The following is a 19438-nucleotide window of genomic DNA, read 5'->3' as shown; positions in this document are numbered from 1 at the left end:
CCTTAGTCCTGACAGTCATATCTAAAGAAATCGTTAGCCTTATGCGGCAACGGCAGACCAGATCCGTGGCAAGCTGACACGAAACGCAGCCCCGCCCTGCCCCGGCAGATAACTGATTGCACCCCCCAGACGCACCATGATTTCACGGCTGATCGCCAGACCCAACCCGGCGCTTCCTGCAGCGGATTGATCAGACAGACGGGCAAATTTCTCGAAAATCAGCGATTGTTGCGCCGCGGGGATGCCGGAACCATTGTCGATGAAATCAATCTCGACCCGATCCGGATGGACCTGCACTGCAATCCGCAACTCTGGCTGATCTGCATCGCAATATTTCTGCGCGTTGGATATCAGATTGATGAACACCTGACTGAGCCGATCCGTATCGGTTTCCAGAAGAACACTTTCATCGGTCCGGTTCCGGATAATCTTTAAGGTTTGATCATCCTTACCTACCCCGGCCGAGGCTCTGGCCCGGTCCAGCACATCATGCAACTGCGCGCTTTGGCGGTTCAAAACCACATTGCCGTTTTCCAGAACACTCAGGTCCAGCAGGTCGTCCAGCAGCCGTGTCAGGCGCAGGCTTTCATTATGGATGATCCGGCTATAGCGGGCGCGCTCTGCCATAGGCAAATCCCTTTCCATCAGAAACTCCGAGAAAGACCGGATCGACGTCATCGGTGTGCGCAATTCGTGGCTGACCTGCGACAGAAACGCATCCTTCTGAACCGACAAGGCGGTCAGTTTCTCATTGGCGTCACGCAATTGTCGCGCAATCTGTTCAAGCTCGGTCGATTTCGCTTCAAGCTGGGTGGAATATTCAAGCATCTGGGCGGACTCGTCCGCCACCGCCAACAGATCCTGCACCGAGACTGACGCGCTGCCGTTGATCTGCCCGATCATCGCATGGGCGGTCGCGGCCCCGACCGATCCTGCCAGTTCCCGTTCCAACAGATTGACGAAGGCGGGCGTCGGGTCGGGCAGATAGCCCTGCTTGCCCTGCGCCGTTGCGGCCCCCTGAAACAGCTTTTGCGCCTGTGGCCCACCCAGAAGCCGTTGCGCCATAACAAGCAAGTCTTCGCTTTCTGCGATGCCCCCGACCCAACCGCTTGAGCGGTCGCTGCGTCCGAATATGTTGACAAAACTTGCCCCTTGCAGCCGTTCCAGCGGCGTTGGAAAGGTGACAAGCGAGATCGCCAGAAACGCCACGACGTTCAACGCCATGGACCAGAAGATCGAATGCACCAACGGGTCCAGCCCCGTCAACCCGAACAGCTCTTGCGGGCGCAACCATGTCAATCCGAACAGCCCGTGATCCATCAGGGAGGGCGGCAAAAGGCCGATGGCAGGCAAAAACAGCGTATAGCCCCAGACGGCGAACCCAAGACTAACCCCGGCAATCGCGCCGCGCCGGGTCGCGGCACGCCAGAAGATTGCCCCCAGAAGCGCCGGCAGCACCTGCGCCACACCGGCAAAGCTGACCAACCCGATTGCGCTGAGCGCGGCCGAGCCGCCAGACACCCGGTAATAACCATAGCCCAGCGCCAGCACGGTCCCGATGGACAGGCGGCGCGACAGGATGACCACGTTGCGCACATCGCCCGACACGGTGGCCCCTTGCGATTTGCGCGCCAGCCAGATCGGGATCACGATATGGTTCGACATCATGGTGCTCAGCGCAATTGAGGCGACAATCACCATGGATGTGGCCGAGGAAAAGCCGCCCAGAAAGGCCAATGTCGCCAGCCCCGGCTGATCCAGCGCCAAGGGCAGTGTCAGCACGAACAGGTCCGGGTTTGAGCCTTCCGGCAGCAGGGCCAGACCCAGCACTGCGATGGGCAATACAAACAGGCTCATCGCCATCAGGTAAAGCGGGAACGCCCAGCTTGCGACGCTCAGGTGACGTTCGTCCGAGTTCTCGACGACCATGACCTGAAACATACGCGGCAGGCAAATGATGGCCGCGGCGGACAGGAACGTGATCCCGACCCAGCGCCCTGGCGCAGGCGACCAATTGGCCACGGGCGAGGTCTCGATCCGTTGCAGCGTATCCGCAAGACCGCCGCCCACGCCCCAGACCACAAAGATGCCAACCGTCAGAAGGGCCACCAGTTTGACCACGGCTTCGACCGCGATGGCCATGACAACCCCATGGTGACGCTCATTGGCATCAAGATTGCGCGTCCCAAAGAGAATGGTGAAAACGGCCAAGCCAATGGCCACCCAAAGCGCGGTCGCATTCAGATCCGCCGGGTCCCAAACAGGCCCGGTCGTGCTGACAGAGGCCTGCGCAAACACCGCAAAAGACAGCGTGACCGATTGCAACTGCAACGCGATATAAGGCGTGGTGCCGACCACTGCCAGAAGCGTGACGATGGCCGCCAGCGTTTTGGACTTGCCATAGCGCGACGAGATCAAATCCGCGATGGATGTGATCCGCTCGGCCCGACCGATGCGCACCAGTTTGCGCAAAATCCACCACCAGCCCAGAAAGACCAGCGTTGGGCCAAGATAAATCGCAAGATATTCCAATCCGGATCGCGCCGCATTGCCGACCGCACCATAGAAAGTCCAGGCAGTGCAATAGACGCTCAGTGACAAGGTATAAACAACGGGGGACCGCAACCATGCGCCACGCCCCCGTGTCGCTTGCCGGTCAGCGACAAATGCGATCAAAAACAACAGCACCACATAGCCCAGTGCGACCATGATCAGCACGTTGAACGGGACCATTACTCTGGCCCCTCGGTTGTGTCGCCGCTGTCCTGCGTGGCGCGCAAGTGATGCGCCAGAAGTGCTGCAAGGCAGATCATCACGCACCAACTGACAAAGAAATACACCAGCCGCAGCGCCGTCGACGCCCCCTGCGCCGGATCAAGGATCAAGGCAGGAATCAAAAACAGACAAGCCGCCAGAAGCGGTAGCAGCTTGACCGCGTCTATCAGACGGCGACGGCGATAGACACGTTGCTCCAGAAACAGGGCGTTTTTCTGCTTCATACCTGCCCGACCCTCATGCACGTTCTTCCGCCGCAAGGGCACGCACTGTTGCTAGCATCTCGGCGTTTGAGAAGGGTTTGGTCATGAACTGACTGACCCCATACCTGTCGGCCAGATCACGGTCCTTGAGCTGGCCACGTGCTGTCAACATCAGGATCGGCAGGGCTTTCGTAGATGCCTCGCTGCGCAGATCCTTAAGAATATCGAACCCGCTGCGCCCCGGCAGCATCACATCAAGAATCACGACATCCGGCCCCACCCGGCGCACGATCTCAACAGCATCTGTCCCGTCAGAGTGGATGCGAACCGTCCAGCCGTCACGCTCCAGCAGAAAACTGATTGCCTCAATGATATTGGGCTCATCCTCGATCAAAAGGACAGATTTCCCCATCAGCCGAACTCCTCCCTAAGTTGGCCGTATTTCCTGATCCAGTAAGACGCAGAAATGAGACAGTGTCAAAATTTCAATGCCAGAGCCCACGAAAACGCCGCGTCAGACGCCTTCAAGAATGGACGGCTCACGGCGGGCGATGCAATCTGCGCGGGGGCAGACGCGGCAGCTTGGGCCAACCGGGCTGGGCGTGCCTTGCACATCCGGATCAGACAGCAAAACCATGGCAGCCGTATGAATAACCGGCTGATCAAAGGACACAGCGCTGAGCGGCGTTGCTATGGCATAGGCCCTGAAAAGCTTGCCTTCGGTGCTTTCCAGCGTTTGACATATCGGGATACCCGGCTGGCTGAGGGCCCCAAACAAAGGCCAGAGCGGACAGGCCGCCCCGAACCGTGGCAGTGAGAACCCCGGCAATGATTTGCGAAACAAAATGGCCCCTGCCCGGTCACAGATCACCAGCCCGATATCCGGCAGATCCGGGCGCGCGGGCAAACTCGCCAACCGTCGGAAAACCGCAGCCAACCCTGTGTTGAACCGCTGCGCAAGCCGGGCCGGATCAAAGGCGCAGGCCTGCGCCTCGGCTATAAACTCGGTCAGGGGCATCGCCGCTGCATCGCCTGCATATTGCTGCACCATCGCCTGCGCCATGGGCCGCACCGCAGGGGTGGCTAATTCCGGTGATGCCGCAAGCAACGCATCGATACTGTCTGTGCCACCTTCTTCGATCGACGGCAGATGATACTGCTGCGCTTCGAAGAATTCGTTCACTGTTTCAAGAGGCGTCGCAAACCCTGTATCTTCGTGCGACAAACGGTCGAAATGCGCGGCCATAGCCGCCGCCGTTTCTGCCAGACGGCGGCTTTCCGTATCAATATTGGCGTGAAAACGGCTGCGCCAGTCCGCGTCAATATCCGGCGTATTCACAAGAATGGCCGCGGTTGAGCGGATGGCCGATACGGTCGACAACACCTCATGCATCTTTTCTGACAGGACCGGATCATGGGTCAGACGGTCATTCAGACCGTCGATCAGGCCCTCAAGCCCAGCAATCCGGCGGTCTTGCATCTCGATCAATGCAGCCCATCCCGGAAAGCGGTTGGCAAATTCCTCGGCCCGGTCCTGCTCTGCCGGGCTGCCCTGTGCGGCATCCCGCAATGTCTCCAGAAGGGCCGCACGCGCGCCTTGGGTCAGTGTGGCGGGCTCGACCTGCAACGCATCGGCCAGCGCCATCAGCAACTTGCCCCCGATTCTGCGGCGGTTGTGCTCAATCAGGTTCAGATAGCTGGCCGAAATCCCTGCCGCCTGCGCAAGATCAGCCTGCTTCACACCCCCAGAAGACGTTGTTCGCGGATCCGGGTGCCGGTCAGAGCAGAGGTCGCCACAAGGTATTCCCCTTTACTTCCAATGCGTTTCTGCGTCGCATAGAAAACTAATTTACATTTTCTGCGGGCGCACTGTCTATTTATTTACAAAATAATAATTCAAGTTCAAGGGCTTGTTGCGAAATTTTCATCATCTCCCCAATAGTAGGGATAGTCCGTAAACGGATCAGCCCGGTCTGAGGAGGCGTCGGGCAAAAACACCCAAGGGAGGATAAGAATGTCCAAATCCAATTTCACACGCCGCGGTGTGATGAAGACAGGGGCCGTCGCCGGTGCCGGTCTTGCGCTGCCAACGGTCTTTACCGGCTCGGTCTGGTCCGATGGCCACTCCGGCTTTACCAATGCGCCCACGGGCGACACAGTCACGCTTGGCTTCAATGTTCCGCAATCCGGACCTTATGCCGATGAGGGCGCGGACGAGCTGCGCGCGTTTGAGCTGGCAGTCGAACACCTGAACGGTGAAGGCGATGGCGGTATGATCAGCACCTTCAGCTCGAAGGAACTCGACGGCACCGGGATTATGGGCAAGAAGGTCGAATTCGTAACGGGCGACACCCAGACCAAGTCTGACGCTGCGCGCGCTTCGGCCAAGTCGATGATCGAAAAAGACGGCGCCATCATGATATCGGGCGGCTCAAGCTCAGGCGTTGCCGTGGCTGTTCAGGGTCTTTGCCAGGAAGCTGGTGTAATCTTCATGGCTGGCTTGACCCACTCAAACGACACAACCGGAAAAGACAAGAAAGCCAATGGCTTCCGTCACTTCTTTAATGCCTATATGTCCGCCGCAGCGCTGGCTCCGGTGCTAGAGAAGCTATATGGCAAAGAACGCACAGCCTATCATCTGACTGCGGATTATACCTGGGGTTGGACCCAGCAGGAATCCATTCAGGCCGCCACAGAAGCTCTGGGCTGGCAGACCGCCAATAACGTGCTGACACCACTGGCATCGACGGACTTCTCGTCCTATATCGCGCCTGTTCTGAACTCTGGCGCGGATGTGCTGGTTCTGAACCACTATGGCGGCAACATGGTGAACTCGCTGACCAATGCGGTACAGTTTGGCCTGCGTGAAAAGCAGGTGAACGGTAACAACTTCGAAATCGTTGTGCCGCTCTATTCCGAGTTGATGGCCAAGGGTGCCGGCGAGAACATCAAAGGCATTGTCGGCTCGCAGAACTGGGACTGGAAGCTTGAAGATGATGGCACCAAAGCCTTCGTCAAATCCTTCGGTGAAAAATATGGCTTCCCACCCTCTCAGGCCGCGCAGACCTGTTATGCGCAGACCCTGCTTTATGCAGATGCGGTCACACGGGCCGGGTCGTTCAACCCATGCGCCGTAGGCGAGGCCCTTGCCGGGTTCGAATTCGACGGTCTGGGCAATGGTCCAACGCTTTACCGTGCCGACGATCACCAGTGCTTCAAGGACGTTCTGGTTGTGCGCGGTGCCGAAGACCCGGAAAGCGAATTCCACCTTGTGGAAATCGTCGAGGTGACACCAACTGCGCAGGTGACTTACGAGCCTGAACACCCAATGTTCGCCGGTGGTGATCTGGGCGCGTGTAATCCGGGCGCCTGATCAAAGGTCTTAACAAGGCTCTTCCCCAAACGAAGGTCGATGCTGCCAAAGGGTGGCATCGGCACCTTAATCAGCTTCTCCTAAGGACACTGATCCATGGACGCCATCCTTCTGCAAATTCTGAACGGTCTCGATAAAGGCTCCGCATATGCGTTGATTGCCTTGGGACTGACCCTGATCTTCGGCACACTGGGCGTGGTGAACTTCGCCCACGGAGCCTTGTTCATGATCGGGGCCTTCTGCGCAGTGACACTCCAAAAACTGCTCAGCCTCTCAACCGTCATGATCGACGAGACCAAGACCGATTTTCTTGGCAATCCCTCGAAGGTCAAAACACCCTATGTGGAAAGCTGGTTCGGCCCCGAGATCGGCAGCGCCATAATCGACTGGTCCGTTCCGCTGGCCATCCTCTTTGCGATCCCCATCATGATTGCCATCGGCTTCATCATGGAGCGCGGACTAATCAAGCATTTCTACAAGCGCCCCCATGCGGATCAGATCCTTGTCACCTTCGGCCTTGCCATTGTGCTGCAAGAGATCATCAAGCATTACTTTGGCGCAAATCCGATCCCGACCCCTGCCCCGGACGCATTCCGCGGCTCGCTCGATTTCGGTGTCCTTTTGGGATTTGAGCCAAACGCAATCATCTACCCCTATTGGCGGCTGGTCTATTTCCTATTCTCGGCCCTGATCATCACTGCGGTCTTTGCCTTCCTGCAATTCACCACCTTTGGGATGGTTGTCCGGGCTGGTATGGCCGACCGGGAAACCGTCGGGCTTCTGGGCATCAACATCGACAAGCGTTTTACCGTAATGTTTGGCATCGCCGCCGCTGTCGCGGGGCTGGCAGGTGTCATGTATACGCCGATCAATTCGCCCAACTATCACATGGGCATGGATTTTCTGGTGCTCAGCTTCGTCGTGGTGGTTGTCGGCGGCATGGGATCCTTGCCCGGTGCTGTAGCGGCTGGGTTTCTCTTGGGTGTTCTGGAAAGCTTTGCCTCCATGAATGAGGTCAAATCGCTGCTTCCAGGCATCGACCAGATCATCATCTACCTCGTTGCAATCATCATTCTGCTGGTACGTCCCCGTGGCCTTATGGGCCGCAAGGGCGTGATGGAGGATTAAGCCATGCTCGGTCTTGACAAGAAAGACACTTCCCTGCTGATCATAGTTGCAATTCTGACAATGTTCGCGCCCTTCATCCTGAACCCGTTTCCAACGGGCTCGGCCATGGCGCAGTTCAACGCAGGCTACCCCGACCTGATGCAGCGCTTTGTGATCTTTGGCATCTTCGCCATCGGGTTCAACATTCTGTTCGGTCTCACGGGCTATCTGAGTTTTGGCCATGCAGCCTTTCTGGGCGTCGGCAGCTATTCTGCCGTCTGGATGATGAAGCTGCTGACTATGAACGTGATCCCGGCAATTATCCTGTCGGTCATCGTTGCGGGCCTGTTTGCCCTGCTAATCGGCTATATCAGCCTGCGACGCTCGGGCATCTACTTTTCCATTCTGACGCTGGCTTTCGCGCAAATGTCGTTCAATCTGGCCTATTCGGTGTTGACCCCGATCACCAATGGCGAAACCGGGCTGCAAATTGCGCTGAGCGATCCGCGTATCCTCGATGGTGAAAATGCCGCGCGCTACACCAACCTGTTCGGGCTGGAGATGAACGACACTTACCGCTTGGCGCTTGGCGGGTGGAGCTTTGATTTCAATGCGGGCTACTACCTGTGCGCGCTGATCATGCTGGCGGCGTTCTATCTGGCGATCCGCATTTTCCGCTCGCCTTTTGGAATGATGCTGCGGGCGATCAAGTCAAACCAGCAACGGCTGAACTATACTGGTCTGAATTCGCGCCCCTACACCTTGGCTGCGTTCGTGATCTCGGGCATGTATGCGGGTCTGGCAGGTGGGCTGATGGCCTCGATGGACCCGCTGGCAGGGGCCGAGCGGATGCAATGGACCGCCTCGGGCGAGGTCGTTTTGATGACCATCCTTGGTGGCGCAGGCACCCTGATCGGGCCAGTTCTTGGGGCAGGCTTCATCAAATATTTCGAGAACATCTTCTCAAAAATCAATGACAACGTCCTGCATAATTGGTTCGCCTTCATGCCTGACGGGCTCGAGGATTTCATGGTCACAATCGTTCATCCCTTCGTCGGCAAGGGCTGGCATCTTACGCTGGGGCTGATGTTCATGGCCGTGGTCATCTTTCTGCCCGGTGGTCTGGTCGAAGGGGGACAGAAGATCGCCAAATTATTCCGAAGCCGCAAAAACGCCGATAAAACACCCCCTGACACATCAACCAAACCTGCCGAATAAGGAGCGCACGCCATGGGTATCCTTGAGATCAAGAATGTCGGCAAACGCTTCGGCGGGTTGCAAGCACTGGCAGATGTCAATCTGAGCGTCGCGGAAAACACCGTTCACGCAATCATCGGCCCAAACGGGGCCGGCAAATCCACCTTGCTGAATTGTCTGGTTGGCAAGCTTATCCCGGACACGGGCTCGGTCACATTTGAGGGGCAAAGCCTGCTGGGACGTAAGCCGCATGAAATCAATCAGCTTGGCGTCAGCCGGGTGTTTCAGACACCCGAAATATTTGGCGATCTGGATGTTATGGAAAACGTGATGATCCCCTGCTTTGCCAGACGCGATGGCGCGTTCCGGATGCACGCTTTTGAAACCGTCATGCAAGAGAAATCGCTGGTCGAAAAAGCCGAGCAGATCCTGATCGATGTTAACATGATCGACAAATGCAATATGCACGCGGCCTCTTTGTCGCGGGGGGATAAGCGTCGTCTGGAAATGGCGATGTGTCTGGTGCAGGACCCGAAACTTCTGTTGCTGGACGAACCGACCGCAGGCATGGCGCGCGCAGATACCAACAACACGATCGACCTGCTCAAAGAGATCAAGGAAAAGCGCGACATCACCATGACAATCATCGAGCATGACATGCATGTCGTCTTCTCGATGGCAGAACGCATCACCGTTCTTGCACAAGGCACACCGCTGGTCGAAGACACGCCGGATAATATCAAGGGGCACCCAAAAGTGCGCGAAGCCTATCTGGGTGAGGCGCAGGTGTGAGCGAGGATAAGCCAATGAACGTCAAACCCGACTTCAACAAAAACGCCAATAATGCTGCGACCGCACCCGCCTTTCTGTCTGTGTGGGATATCGAGGCCTATTACGGCGAAAGCTACATTGTACAGGGTGTCAGCTTTAACGTGCATGAGGGTGAAATCCTTGCCCTTCTGGGGCGCAATGGCGCTGGCAAGACCTCGACCTTGCGCACGATTGCACGGCTGGGAGATCCGCAATTGCATCACGGCGAAATTTGGCTGGACCACCAGCCCCTGCATAAAATGGTGGCCCATGAGGCCTCGGGCGCAGGGATTTCACTTGTCCCCGAAGACCGCCGTATTATCGCAGGCCTGAGTGTTGAGGAAAACCTGCAACTTGCCCAGATTGCCCCGCCCATTGGCTGGTCGCTTGAGCGCATCTACGATTTATTTCCACGCTTGGGCGAGCGGCGCAAACAGGAAGGCGTAACCCTGTCCGGCGGAGAGCAGCAAATGCTTGCCATCGCCCGCGCGCTGTGCCGCGACATCAAGGTGTTGCTTCTGGATGAGCCTTACGAAGGATTGGCCCCGGTTATCGTGCAGGAAATCGCCAAAACACTGAACATCATTCGTGATCAGGGCATCACGACGATCATTGTCGAACAGAATGCAGTCGCAGCCTTGAAACTGGCAGACCGGGCCGTGATCCTTGACACAGGCTCTGTTGTGTTTGACGGATCGGCGAAAGAGGTGCTGGATGATGAAAAACTACGCGCGGAATACCTCGCGATTTGAGACCAATTCAAGATCAGGGACAGCCCTATGACTGACAAAACCTACCCGCCTTCCGCTGAATTTGCTTCCAGTGCTCATGCGGATAAAGCGACCTATGACAAGATGTATGCTGACAGTATTGCCGACCCGGAAGCGTTCTGGGGGCAACACGGCAAGCGGATTGACTGGATCAAGCCCTACACCAAGGTGAAAGATGTCAGCTATGAATATGGCAATGTCGGCATCAAATGGTACGAAGATGGCACCCTGAATGTCAGCGCCAATTGCATAGACCGCCATCTGGCCACGCGGGGCGATCAAACCGCCATCATCTGGGAACCCGATAGCCCGGACGAGGACGCGCAGCACATCACCTACAAAGCCCTGCATGAAAACGTCTGTAAATTCGCCAACGCGCTCAAGACGCTTGGCGTGGGCAAAGGTGATCGCGTGGTCCTGTACATGCCGATGATCCCGGAAGCGGCTTATGCGATGCTGGCCTCTGCCCGGATCGGGGCAATTCATTCCATCGTCTTTGCGGGGTTTTCAGCGGACGCTTTGGGGGCGCGGGTCAACGGCTCTGACGCGAAGGTGGTGATTACGGCAGATGGTGCCCCGCGGGGCGGGCGCGTGACCAACCTGAAGGACAACGTGAACCAAGCGCTGCTGCACTGCAAAGACACAGTGCAATGTCTTGTGGTGAAACGCACAGGCCAGCAAGTAGCATGGCGCAGCGAGGGCGACCACTGGCTGCACGAGCTTGAGGCAGATGTCAGCGCCGATTGCCCGCCCGAGGAAATGGGCGCGGAAGATCCGTTATTTATCCTCTACACTTCCGGCTCGACCGGGCAGCCCAAAGGCGTGGTGCACACCACCGGCGGCTATATCGTCTACGCTTCCATGACGCACCAATATACGTTCGACTACCATGATGGCGATATATTCTGGTGCACCGCGGACGTGGGCTGGGTGACGGGTCACAGCTACATCGTCTACGGGCCGCTGGCCAATGGGGCAACAACGCTGATGTTCGAAGGTGTGCCCACCTACCCCGACGCGGGCCGGTTCTGGGCTGTCTGCGAAAAGCACAAGGTCAACCAGTTCTACACCGCCCCCACCGCGATCCGGGCGTTGATGGGGCAAGGGGATGAGTGGGTCACGAAATACGATCTGTCCTCGGTCAAACTGCTTGGCACCGTGGGCGAGCCGATCAACCCCGAAGCCTGGAACTGGTATAACGATGTCGTTGGCGGTGGACGCTGCCCGATTGTCGATACCTGGTGGCAGACCGAGACCGGTGGCCACTTGCTGACCCCCTTCCCGGCGCGACCACGACCAAGCCGGGCTCTGCCACCACACCTTTCTTCGGGATCGAGCCGGTTATTCTGGAACCCACAACCGGCGCCGAGATCACAAGTGTCGAGGCCGACGGTGTACTCTGCATCAAAGACAGCTGGCCCGCTCAGATGCGCACGGTTTACGGCGACCACGACCGGTTCATGAAGACCTATTTCAGCGATTACAAAGGCTACTACTTCACGGGCGACGGCTGCAAGCGTGATGCAGACGGCTATTACTGGATCACCGGGCGCGTGGATGACGTGATCAATGTCTCGGGCCATCGTATGGGCACGGCGGAAGTTGAATCAGCACTGGTCGCCCATGAGAAGGTGGCTGAATCCGCCGTGGTCGGCTACCCACATGACATCAAGGGGCAAGGCATCTATGCCTATGTGACGCTGATGAACGATGTTGAGCCGACCGAAGACCTGCGCAAAGAGCTTGAAAGCTGGGTGCGCAGCGAAATTGGCCCGATTGCCAAGCCCGACCTGATCCAATGGGCACCGGGCCTGCCAAAAACCCGCTCGGGCAAGATCATGCGCCGCATCCTGCGCAAAATCGCCGAGGATGATTACGGTGCCTTGGGCGACACCTCAACCTTGGCGGACCCATCCGTTGTGGAAGAGCTGATCGAAAACAGGATGAACCGCGGTTAACAGAGGGCTGAGTGGGGTTGAAAGGACCGCCCTGAGCTAAAAGGCGGTTCCTAAGCCTGATGGCTGCGGGTAACAAACTTTGAAACGGTATGCTGGTATGTGATCTTACGGGTAGATGATATAGAATAAATGGTGAGCGCGTTTTGTCCCCCCAAGTTGAATTGCAACGGATGTCCGAAAGAACCTTTATTGATCGATACTGCGTTGCAGAATATCAGATAATCGTTCCTTTGCATCCCAATGAACTGCGCGCCAACCGGCATCTCTTGCGCCGTAGATATTGGCTCGAGTATCGTCAACCAGAAGCATATCACTTGGCTCACGCCCTGTTATGTCAGCCGCATAGCTGAAGAACGCAGGAGATGGTTTCTGAAAACCTGCTTCGGCTGAGTATGCAATGCCATCTACTTCGCTCTTGAGGCCCATTGTGTCCATCAAATATTGCGCTCTCAGGTGCTCTTGGTTTGTGGTCAGGTATATCTGATGCCCCAATTCTCTAGCGATCCTGCAGTCCATAAGTACTGGCTGTATGAGGCGAGAATCCATTTCAAACCAATATGATGTTAATTTTTCCGCTGAAACGCTTGCACCAAGACGTTTCAAACTAAGCGAAAGAGCTGGATGCAAATCCTGCTTGCCTGTGAGGACATTATGCCATTCACGTGCGAAAAACTCTTGGACCAGTAGATCTGGATCTACCCCCAAATCCTCATAGAGTTTATGCGTCCATCTGTGTTCGTCTGTCGGGCGACCACTGACCAGCACGCCATCCACATCTAACATCAGGCAAATAGACAAAGTTGGCACCTTCAAAAATAATGTACAAGATCACTATGAGTGTGTTTGAGAAGGCCAATGAAGGTATCAATAATTTTCTAATGGCAAAACTGCCAACGGCAGCAATAATCCACTTTGCACCTTCAGGCGAACCTGACTTCTATCCCACGACACCACCCCCACCGCTAAACGCACCAGCATTATCCTAGGCTATGCCTTCGAAAAAATAACTCGGCTTGATTTGTCATCATTATACACGATTGAGCGCTCTGACGCTTCCATCAACCGCATCAGTGATCCCTGTTCCGCTTTGAGATAACGCCGTCTCAGGTCAAGGCAGACGCGCCCTCCGGTGCTGAGCGTATCCAGGAACAGATCGATATAGTCGTCTATCGGATAGTGAAATCCGCAGGAATAAAGGCTGGTCACAAGGTCAAACCCATGCCCGGTCTGCGTCCATGATGTTTTGTTAGGATTGATCGCCTTAACATCCGATTTTTGCACCCATTGGCGACAAGCAAAGCCTGAGCCGATGCGAGGCTGGCATATCCGCTGCCTTCATCAGACCAAAAGTGATATTGATTATCAGTTTGTTCAATGTCGATCAAAGTAAATGTCGGGCTGAAATCCTTGAAGAGAAAGACATCGTTAATCCCCTGACCGCAGCCAATATCACAAACTTTTTTGATCTCTTCGCCTGCAAGCGCTGCGCGAAGGGGCAGATATTCCTGATAAATCTCAAGGAATGCACCACTGATTATATCTTGTTTTCTCTCTTTAATCTCGCGCGCAAGAGGACGCGGATTGCCCGCTTCCCACATCTTTCGAGATTTCCGGGATATTTGTTTGGTGCGCTGATACCCCAGTAAAGCGCAGGCCTGATCATCGATACTATCAAACGACAGGCCAAGTTTCTCAATGTCAGAAAGCTCAGCAGATTGGTCGATGGCGGCACGATCGATTGTCATGAATAAGACCCTGGAATATTTTCAATGGCTTGGACGATCTAACCAAATATTCGACCACGCCTCAAGCAAGAAGATAAGCTGTGATCTGATATCACCGCCCTGATCTGCACCCGGTATGGATGATGTTGTTATCAGGCGGATGCAACAAGATCGCTCCACAAAATATCGGCCCTGCTACACACCAAGAGTAAGGACCAATTTACCTACCTCGCAATCAGAAGATCGCATGGCGGATTTCGGATGAGACCAGCTGTGAAACCTCCAAGCACGTATCGGGCTAAGTTGGGGCGCGCATGCCCGCTGATTGCAAGCAAATCGTAACTGCCCTTTTCCATGATGCTATTTAGCGCATCTTCCGCAGTGGCCTCGATAAAAATTGGATCAGGCAGGCCTTTGGGAAGCGGATACATGGCTTTCCACGTCTCGTAATCATTCTCGGCCTCTTTCCGAAAGGACACTTCATGAGCGTGAAAAATAGTAAGGTTGGCATGCGGTGCAATCATCGGAATTTTATACAATGCTGCTGCACAGGCGCGGGACAAGGCTACACCACTTAAAACATGAGCATAGTCATTTTCGACCTCTCTTGCCACAAGCAGAACCGGGATCGGGCTTGACCGGACCAGATGCTCCATTGTCGTTTCCCTGATTTGATCAAAGAACTTCCGCCGACGATGAAGACCAACGATCAGCAATTCCGCGGTAGAGCTTTCAACAATTTGGCTGATTTCCTCAATGACGTCGCCAACAACAACCATAATTTCGAACGAGAGGTTCCGACCTTGTGCATCAGATGTGACACGCTCGGACAAAATTGCCTTCGCCTTTATCTGGACGTCGTTTGATATCTCGTCCGGAAGGGCTTCGTCCACCACATGCAATACTGTCAGCTTTGTCTCGGTGCCTGCCGCCAAGTTCACTGCGCGACGAACAGCGGATCGCGACCGTTCCGACAAATCACTGGCGACAACAATGTTTTTCATTTCCTGAATGCTCCCCCATAAATTATTTCTGGATATACCTTTCATCTAAGGGGCTTCTGTGTCGGTACAAGATGCTATTGCGATTGTTTGGATCAGTTCTTCCTCAGAATAACTGAAAATAAGCTATGGTCGCTAACAGCTGAATCTGTACGGATCGTACTTCAAGCGACGAGCATCGCCAAACCTACATTAAGTGTGGAAATGTTGGAGTTCGCCCGTTTTGATGGACGGTCATGGGCTCAAAAAGTTGATAGCTCATTGTCGCGGCACATGCAGGATGATAGCGTCGCAAAAATTCAAAACCCTGGTGATTCCTATGCCCCGTCTAATTCTTATAGCTACCCTTCTTACATTCTCGTTGGTAAGCCCAAGCTCTGCAAATGTTGTGACATTAGATTGCAAGATGACCGACCTTTCTAGATCTGGCGGGTGGATACCAAGAATAGCTTTGGTCAAAGTTGATACTGCACGAAAATCCGTCCAACTTCTGAAACCGACCGAGGAACAAATGCAAGGTCAGGTCAAAAGCGCAAAGCTTGTACGTAACGGCGCAGACAAGATGGTACTTCGCTGGGTTTTGCGGGGCATCAGAAGCAAGTCAAATCAGACAACATCAACATTTAATTTCCGTGCGCTAGTCAATAAATCAACGGGTGCGGTCGATGTCATTGCCAAACCGATTGGGTACAGCAATGATTTTCGGGCAAAGGGCGAATGCAAAATCAACTAACTCTAATGCTGCCGCTTCAATAGTATTTCTTACGCCTTATCGGGCTTCTGAATTAGAACAGTCGGCACGGATCAGAGAGAGCTCTTTCCTGACATTTGCAGCTCTCGTAACAAAGCATGATTGGGTCAGTCTTTGACGTGAAGATCAAAGTTATCTGACTTTCAACAGCAAACCTACACCAAACGCGCCAAATTGCCCGGACTGCGCCCGATATCATCACTAAACCGGCGTTCCCAATCCGCCACCGGCAGTCGAAGCTTAAGAAAAGCCGCAAACGCCGCTTTTCTCCCCCCGTGCCTTCGCCTATAAGCAAAATGTGAATAAGACGCCCGCACAGAACGGGCATAAACGGGTCGAGGAAAACTCCATGGCGAAAAAACCCCATGACGGCGATGTAGCCTTTGTCGAGGCGCTTGCAGCGCTCCTGCGGGAAAACGATCTGACCGAGCTTGAGGTCAAACGCGAATATGCAGAAGATGACAGCCTGACGGTCCGTGTGTCGCGCCAAACGGCGACCACAGTCATTTCAGCGCCACCACCGCAAGCAGCCCCTGCCGCGCAGGCACAGCCATCATCTGCGCCAAGCGGCCCAAGTGCGGCCCCTGCCCAAACACCAACAACAGGCGAGGACGATCCGGCGCAACATCCGGGTGCTGTGACATCGCCTATGGTTGGCACCTGTTATCTGCAACCCGAACCCGGTGCTTCTTCCTTTGTGTCTGTCGGTGACAAAGTGTCTGAAGGTCAGACCTTGATGATCATCGAAGCGATGAAAACCATGAACCAGATCCCTGCCCCCCATGGTGGCACGGTCAAACGCATATTGGTCGAAGATGGCACGGCTGTCGAATTCGGCGCACCTCTGATGATTATTGAATAAGCCCACCGGGATTAAACAGATGTTCAACAAAATCCTGATCGCCAACCGAGGTGAGATCGCGCTGCGCGTCATCCGCGCCGCGCGGGAAATGGGCATTCAAAGCGTCGCGGTGCATTCCACCGCTGACAGCGACGCAATGCATGTGCGCATGGCCGATGAGGCCGTGTGTATTGGCCCTCCATCGGGCACGCAAAGCTACCTCTCGATCCCTGCGATTATCTCGGCCTGCGAGATTACTGGGGCCGAGGCGATCCATCCGGGGTATGGCTTCCTGTCGGAAAATGCCAATTTCGTGCAAGTGGTCGAAGATCATGACCTGAAATTCATCGGCCCCACCGCCGAACATATCCGCGTCATGGGTGATAAAATTACCGCCAAAGACACGATGAAAAAGCTTGGTGTGCCTTGCGTACCCGGCTCGGATGGAGGTGTGCCCACGCTGGAAGACGCCTACAGGGTTGGCGATCAGATCGGCTATCCGGTTATAATCAAAGCAACCGCCGGGGTGGCGGGCGCGGTATGAAACTGGCGAAATCCCGCGACGAGATGGAGCAAGCGTTTCAGACCGCACGTTCGGAAGGCAAAGCGGCCTTCGGCAATGACGAGGTCTATATCGAGAAATATCTTGGCACGCCGCGCCATATCGAAATTCAGATCTTCGGCGATGGCAAGGGCAATGCTGTTCATCTGGGTGAGCGTGACTGTTCCCTGCAACGCCGCCACCAAAAAGTGTTTGAGGAAGCCCCCGGCCCCGCAATCGATGCAAAAACGCGCGCTGAGATTGGGAAAACCTGTGCCGAGGCCGTGGCCTCCATCAATTATGCAGGCGCTGGCACCATCGAATTTCTTTATGAAAACGGCGAATTCTACTTCATTGAAATGAATACGCGCCTGCAGGTTGAACACCCCGTGACCGAGGCGGTATTCGGTGTTGATCTGGTGCGTGAACAAATCCGCGTGGCCGCAGGCGAACCGATGTCCTTCAGGCAGGAAGACCTGCATGTCAAAGGCCATGCGATCGAAGTGCGTATCAATGCCGAGAAGCTGCCAGATTTCAGCCCCTGCCCCGGAACGATCACGCAATACCATGCCCCCGGCGGGTTGGGCGTGCGGATGGATAGCGCGCTTTATGATGGCTATCGCATCCCACCCTATTACGACAGCCTGATCGCCAAGCTCATCGTTTATGCGGATGACCGACCGACTGCGCTGGCGCGCCTTGGGCGGGCCCTTGGGGAAATGATTGTAGATGGTATCGATACAACCACACCTCTTTTCCATGCATTGCTGCAAGAAGAGGCGGTGCAGACGGGCAATTACAACATCCACTGGTTAGAGCATTGGCTTGAGGAACATACCGACGCTTCATAATGCCGACGGCCCCTTTGCAAAAGCACATCATACGCATCATAAGATCGCAAGATGTCCCCTGACCTGACACCAGAGCTGATCCTGAACGCCTATGCCCGGGGCATCTTTCCCATGGCCGAAAGCCGCGAGGATGATACGCTGTTCTGGGTTGATCCGACCGAGCGCGGGGTCATGCCACTGGATGGCTTTCACATCTCGCGCTCTTTACGCAAGACATTGTTGAAAGAGCCCTATCAGATCAAGATAGACACGGATTTCGCTGGTGTCGTGCAAGGCTGCGCCGACCGGTCCGAGACCTGGATCAATGATCAGATTTTCGGAATTTACATGTCACTCTATCAGTCCGGCCATGCCCATTCGCTAGAGGTCTGGGATAAAGACACCCTTGTGGGCGGGGTCTATGGGGTCACGCTCAGGGCTGCATTTTTCGGGGAAAGCATGTTTTCGCGCCGCAGGGATGCGTCAAAGATCGCGCTGGCTTATCTTGTCTCACGCCTGCGCGCAGGTGGATTTCAGTTGTTCGACACACAATTTCTGACAGATCATCTGGCATCTTTAGGCGGCATCGAAATCCCGCGTGCTAGTTACCACCAAGCCCTAAAGGACGCTCTAAAGGCCGAGGCGAACTTTCTCCGTCAAACACAGCCTGTCTCTGCCCTTCAAGTTTGCAGCGAATGACCCAGACGTCATAGCGCGGATGGTCCATCGCCATAAGTGCCGGGCTGGACGCCACCATCCAGCCATCAAACACCGGATCCTCTGAGGATTGGTCGCGGATTGTCAAAGAGGCAAACGCATCCCCTTCTGGGTTTTCGCGTGGGTAGCGGCATTCGTTCAGGCGGATCATCAGGCGTCCATATTGCAGGTCTTCACCGACTTTCAGTGTCAGTTCTTTACTGGCACCCGCAAGTTTGTCCAAACCGCGCATAATGGCCTCGTCAGCATTTTCCGCTTCGGCACGCGACTGCGTGGCAACGTCGTCAAAGCCCAGCTTGAACGTGCCCGTATTGCCTTCAATTGTCTGCGCCGCTGCCGGGGCGGCGGCGAGCATCAGCAAAATGGCCGCTGTTCTCATTCTTCATCCCCGGCCACAAATTTCATCAGCAGGCTGACCAGACTGACCGAGCTTTGCGTATCCTCAATTTCGGCTCCCGCTTCCAGATTAAACGGGGAACCACCGGGAATGATTTCAACGAAATTCCCGCCCAAAAGTCCTTCGGACGAAATAGAAATCGCGCTGTCATCGGGAATTTCGATACCATTGGCGACGGTAAACACCGTATCAGCCCGGAAGGTTTGCTGGTTGAGCGTCAGTCGCGAGATAGACCCGACCTTAACGCCGGCCAACCGGACATCCGTGCCAACGCCGACCCCTTCCGCCGACCGGAAACTGGCGGTCAGCGCGTAAGAGCTGCTATTGGTCCCCACACCCATGCCCGTCGCGTTGGAGGCATAGATCAGAAAGCCTACAGCAACTGCCAGCACGCCGGTTCCGACCAGAACTTCTATCTTGTTTTCAGCCATATCTGCTTAGCC

17 protein-coding genes and 2 pseudogenes are annotated in these 19438 nt (G+C 55.4%); 10 read left to right on the top strand and 9 right to left on the bottom strand.

Features of this window, described 5'->3' with window-relative positions:
- Positions 1 to 39: 39 nt before the first annotated feature.
- The 4 genes from ACZ1HF_RS02010 to ACZ1HF_RS01995 form a co-directional block, all read right to left on the bottom strand.
- Positions 40 to 2733, bottom strand: a complete 2694-nt coding sequence (locus ACZ1HF_RS02010) for an ATP-binding protein (protein ID WP_472655937.1) — start codon at positions 2731 to 2733, stop codon at positions 40 to 42.
- Positions 2733 to 2999, bottom strand: a complete 267-nt coding sequence (locus tag ACZ1HF_RS02005) for a hypothetical protein (protein WP_472655936.1) — start codon at positions 2997 to 2999, stop codon at positions 2733 to 2735. The genes ACZ1HF_RS02010 and ACZ1HF_RS02005 overlap by 1 nt, the downstream gene beginning before the upstream one ends.
- Before the next feature lie 13 nt (positions 3000 to 3012).
- Positions 3013 to 3390 carry a response regulator transcription factor gene (locus tag ACZ1HF_RS02000; RefSeq protein ID WP_472655935.1) on the bottom strand — a complete coding sequence of 126 codons (378 nt, stop codon included), beginning with the start codon at positions 3388 to 3390 and terminating at the stop codon, positions 3013 to 3015.
- Positions 3391 to 3492: 102 nt separating this feature from the next.
- On the bottom strand, positions 3493 to 4719 hold the full coding sequence (locus ACZ1HF_RS01995) for a short-chain fatty acyl-CoA regulator family protein (RefSeq protein WP_472655934.1): 1227 nt from the start codon (positions 4717 to 4719) through the stop codon (positions 3493 to 3495).
- A 273-nt stretch (positions 4720 to 4992) separates the two neighbouring features.
- Here ACZ1HF_RS01995 and ACZ1HF_RS01990 point away from each other — a divergent pair, with 273 nt between their 5' ends.
- From ACZ1HF_RS01990 to acs, 6 genes and pseudogenes are all read left to right on the top strand, one after another.
- Complete coding sequence (locus ACZ1HF_RS01990) at positions 4993 to 6351, top strand: substrate-binding protein (protein WP_472655933.1); 1359 nt, start codon at positions 4993 to 4995, stop codon at positions 6349 to 6351.
- Between the two features lie 96 nt (positions 6352 to 6447).
- Positions 6448 to 7479 carry a branched-chain amino acid ABC transporter permease gene (locus ACZ1HF_RS01985; RefSeq protein WP_472655932.1) on the top strand — a complete coding sequence of 344 codons (1032 nt, stop codon included), beginning with the start codon at positions 6448 to 6450 and terminating at the stop codon, positions 7477 to 7479.
- A gap of 3 nt (positions 7480 to 7482) precedes the next feature.
- Positions 7483 to 8676: a branched-chain amino acid ABC transporter permease gene (locus tag ACZ1HF_RS01980; protein ID WP_472655931.1), complete on the top strand. Its 1194-nt coding sequence runs from the start codon at positions 7483 to 7485 to the stop codon at positions 8674 to 8676.
- Positions 8677 to 8688: 12 nt separating this feature from the next.
- A complete protein-coding gene (locus ACZ1HF_RS01975; RefSeq protein ID WP_472655930.1) occupies positions 8689 to 9447 on the top strand; it encodes an ABC transporter ATP-binding protein in 759 nt (252 codons plus the stop codon).
- A 14-nt stretch (positions 9448 to 9461) separates the two neighbouring features.
- On the top strand, positions 9462 to 10217 hold the full coding sequence (locus ACZ1HF_RS01970) for an ABC transporter ATP-binding protein (RefSeq protein WP_472655929.1): 756 nt from the start codon (positions 9462 to 9464) through the stop codon (positions 10215 to 10217).
- A gap of 27 nt (positions 10218 to 10244) precedes the next feature.
- Positions 10245 to 12193, top strand: a pseudogene (acs, locus tag ACZ1HF_RS01965) (acetate--CoA ligase).
- Positions 12194 to 12379: 186 nt separating this feature from the next.
- Here the strand turns inward: acs and ACZ1HF_RS01960 are convergent.
- From ACZ1HF_RS01960 to ACZ1HF_RS01950, 3 genes are all read right to left on the bottom strand, one after another.
- Positions 12380 to 12991 carry an HAD family hydrolase gene (locus ACZ1HF_RS01960; RefSeq protein WP_472655928.1) on the bottom strand — a complete coding sequence of 204 codons (612 nt, stop codon included), beginning with the start codon at positions 12989 to 12991 and terminating at the stop codon, positions 12380 to 12382.
- A gap of 404 nt (positions 12992 to 13395) precedes the next feature.
- Positions 13396 to 13938 carry a hypothetical protein gene (locus ACZ1HF_RS01955; protein ID WP_472655927.1) on the bottom strand — a complete coding sequence of 181 codons (543 nt, stop codon included), beginning with the start codon at positions 13936 to 13938 and terminating at the stop codon, positions 13396 to 13398.
- Positions 13939 to 14141: 203 nt separating this feature from the next.
- Complete coding sequence (locus ACZ1HF_RS01950) at positions 14142 to 14921, bottom strand: universal stress protein (protein WP_472655926.1); 780 nt, start codon at positions 14919 to 14921, stop codon at positions 14142 to 14144.
- A 277-nt stretch (positions 14922 to 15198) separates the two neighbouring features.
- Here ACZ1HF_RS01950 and ACZ1HF_RS01945 point away from each other — a divergent pair, with 277 nt between their 5' ends.
- The 4 genes and pseudogenes from ACZ1HF_RS01945 (at position 15199) to aat (ending at position 18580) form a co-directional block, all read left to right on the top strand.
- A complete protein-coding gene (locus ACZ1HF_RS01945; protein WP_472655925.1) occupies positions 15199 to 15651 on the top strand; it encodes a hypothetical protein in 453 nt (150 codons plus the stop codon).
- A 367-nt stretch (positions 15652 to 16018) separates the two neighbouring features.
- Entirely contained in the window at positions 16019 to 16531 is a 513-nt protein-coding gene (gene accB / locus ACZ1HF_RS01940; protein ID WP_472655924.1) for an acetyl-CoA carboxylase biotin carboxyl carrier protein, read from the top strand.
- Between the two features lie 19 nt (positions 16532 to 16550).
- Positions 16551 to 17902 (top strand): annotated as a pseudogene (gene accC, locus ACZ1HF_RS01935) (acetyl-CoA carboxylase biotin carboxylase subunit).
- Positions 17903 to 17953: 51 nt separating this feature from the next.
- Entirely contained in the window at positions 17954 to 18580 is a 627-nt protein-coding gene (gene aat, locus ACZ1HF_RS01930; protein ID WP_472655923.1) for a leucyl/phenylalanyl-tRNA--protein transferase, read from the top strand.
- Here the strand turns inward: aat and ACZ1HF_RS01925 are convergent.
- Positions 18483 to 18977: a DUF2155 domain-containing protein gene (locus ACZ1HF_RS01925; protein ID WP_472655921.1), complete on the bottom strand. Its 495-nt coding sequence runs from the start codon at positions 18975 to 18977 to the stop codon at positions 18483 to 18485. The two genes, aat and ACZ1HF_RS01925, sit on opposite strands and share 98 nt — an antisense overlap.
- Positions 18974 to 19426, bottom strand: coding sequence for an outer membrane lipid asymmetry maintenance protein MlaD (mlaD, locus tag ACZ1HF_RS01920; protein ID WP_472655920.1), 453 nt, complete (start codon positions 19424 to 19426; stop codon positions 18974 to 18976). The genes ACZ1HF_RS01925 and mlaD overlap by 4 nt, the downstream gene beginning before the upstream one ends.
- Between the last annotated feature and the right edge of the window lie 12 nt (positions 19427 to 19438).

Source organism: Litoreibacter sp. GN1-5 (assembly GCF_055693805.1).
Note: the sequence above shows the minus strand (reverse complement) of the source record. Positions and strands in the feature narration are given on the sequence as shown.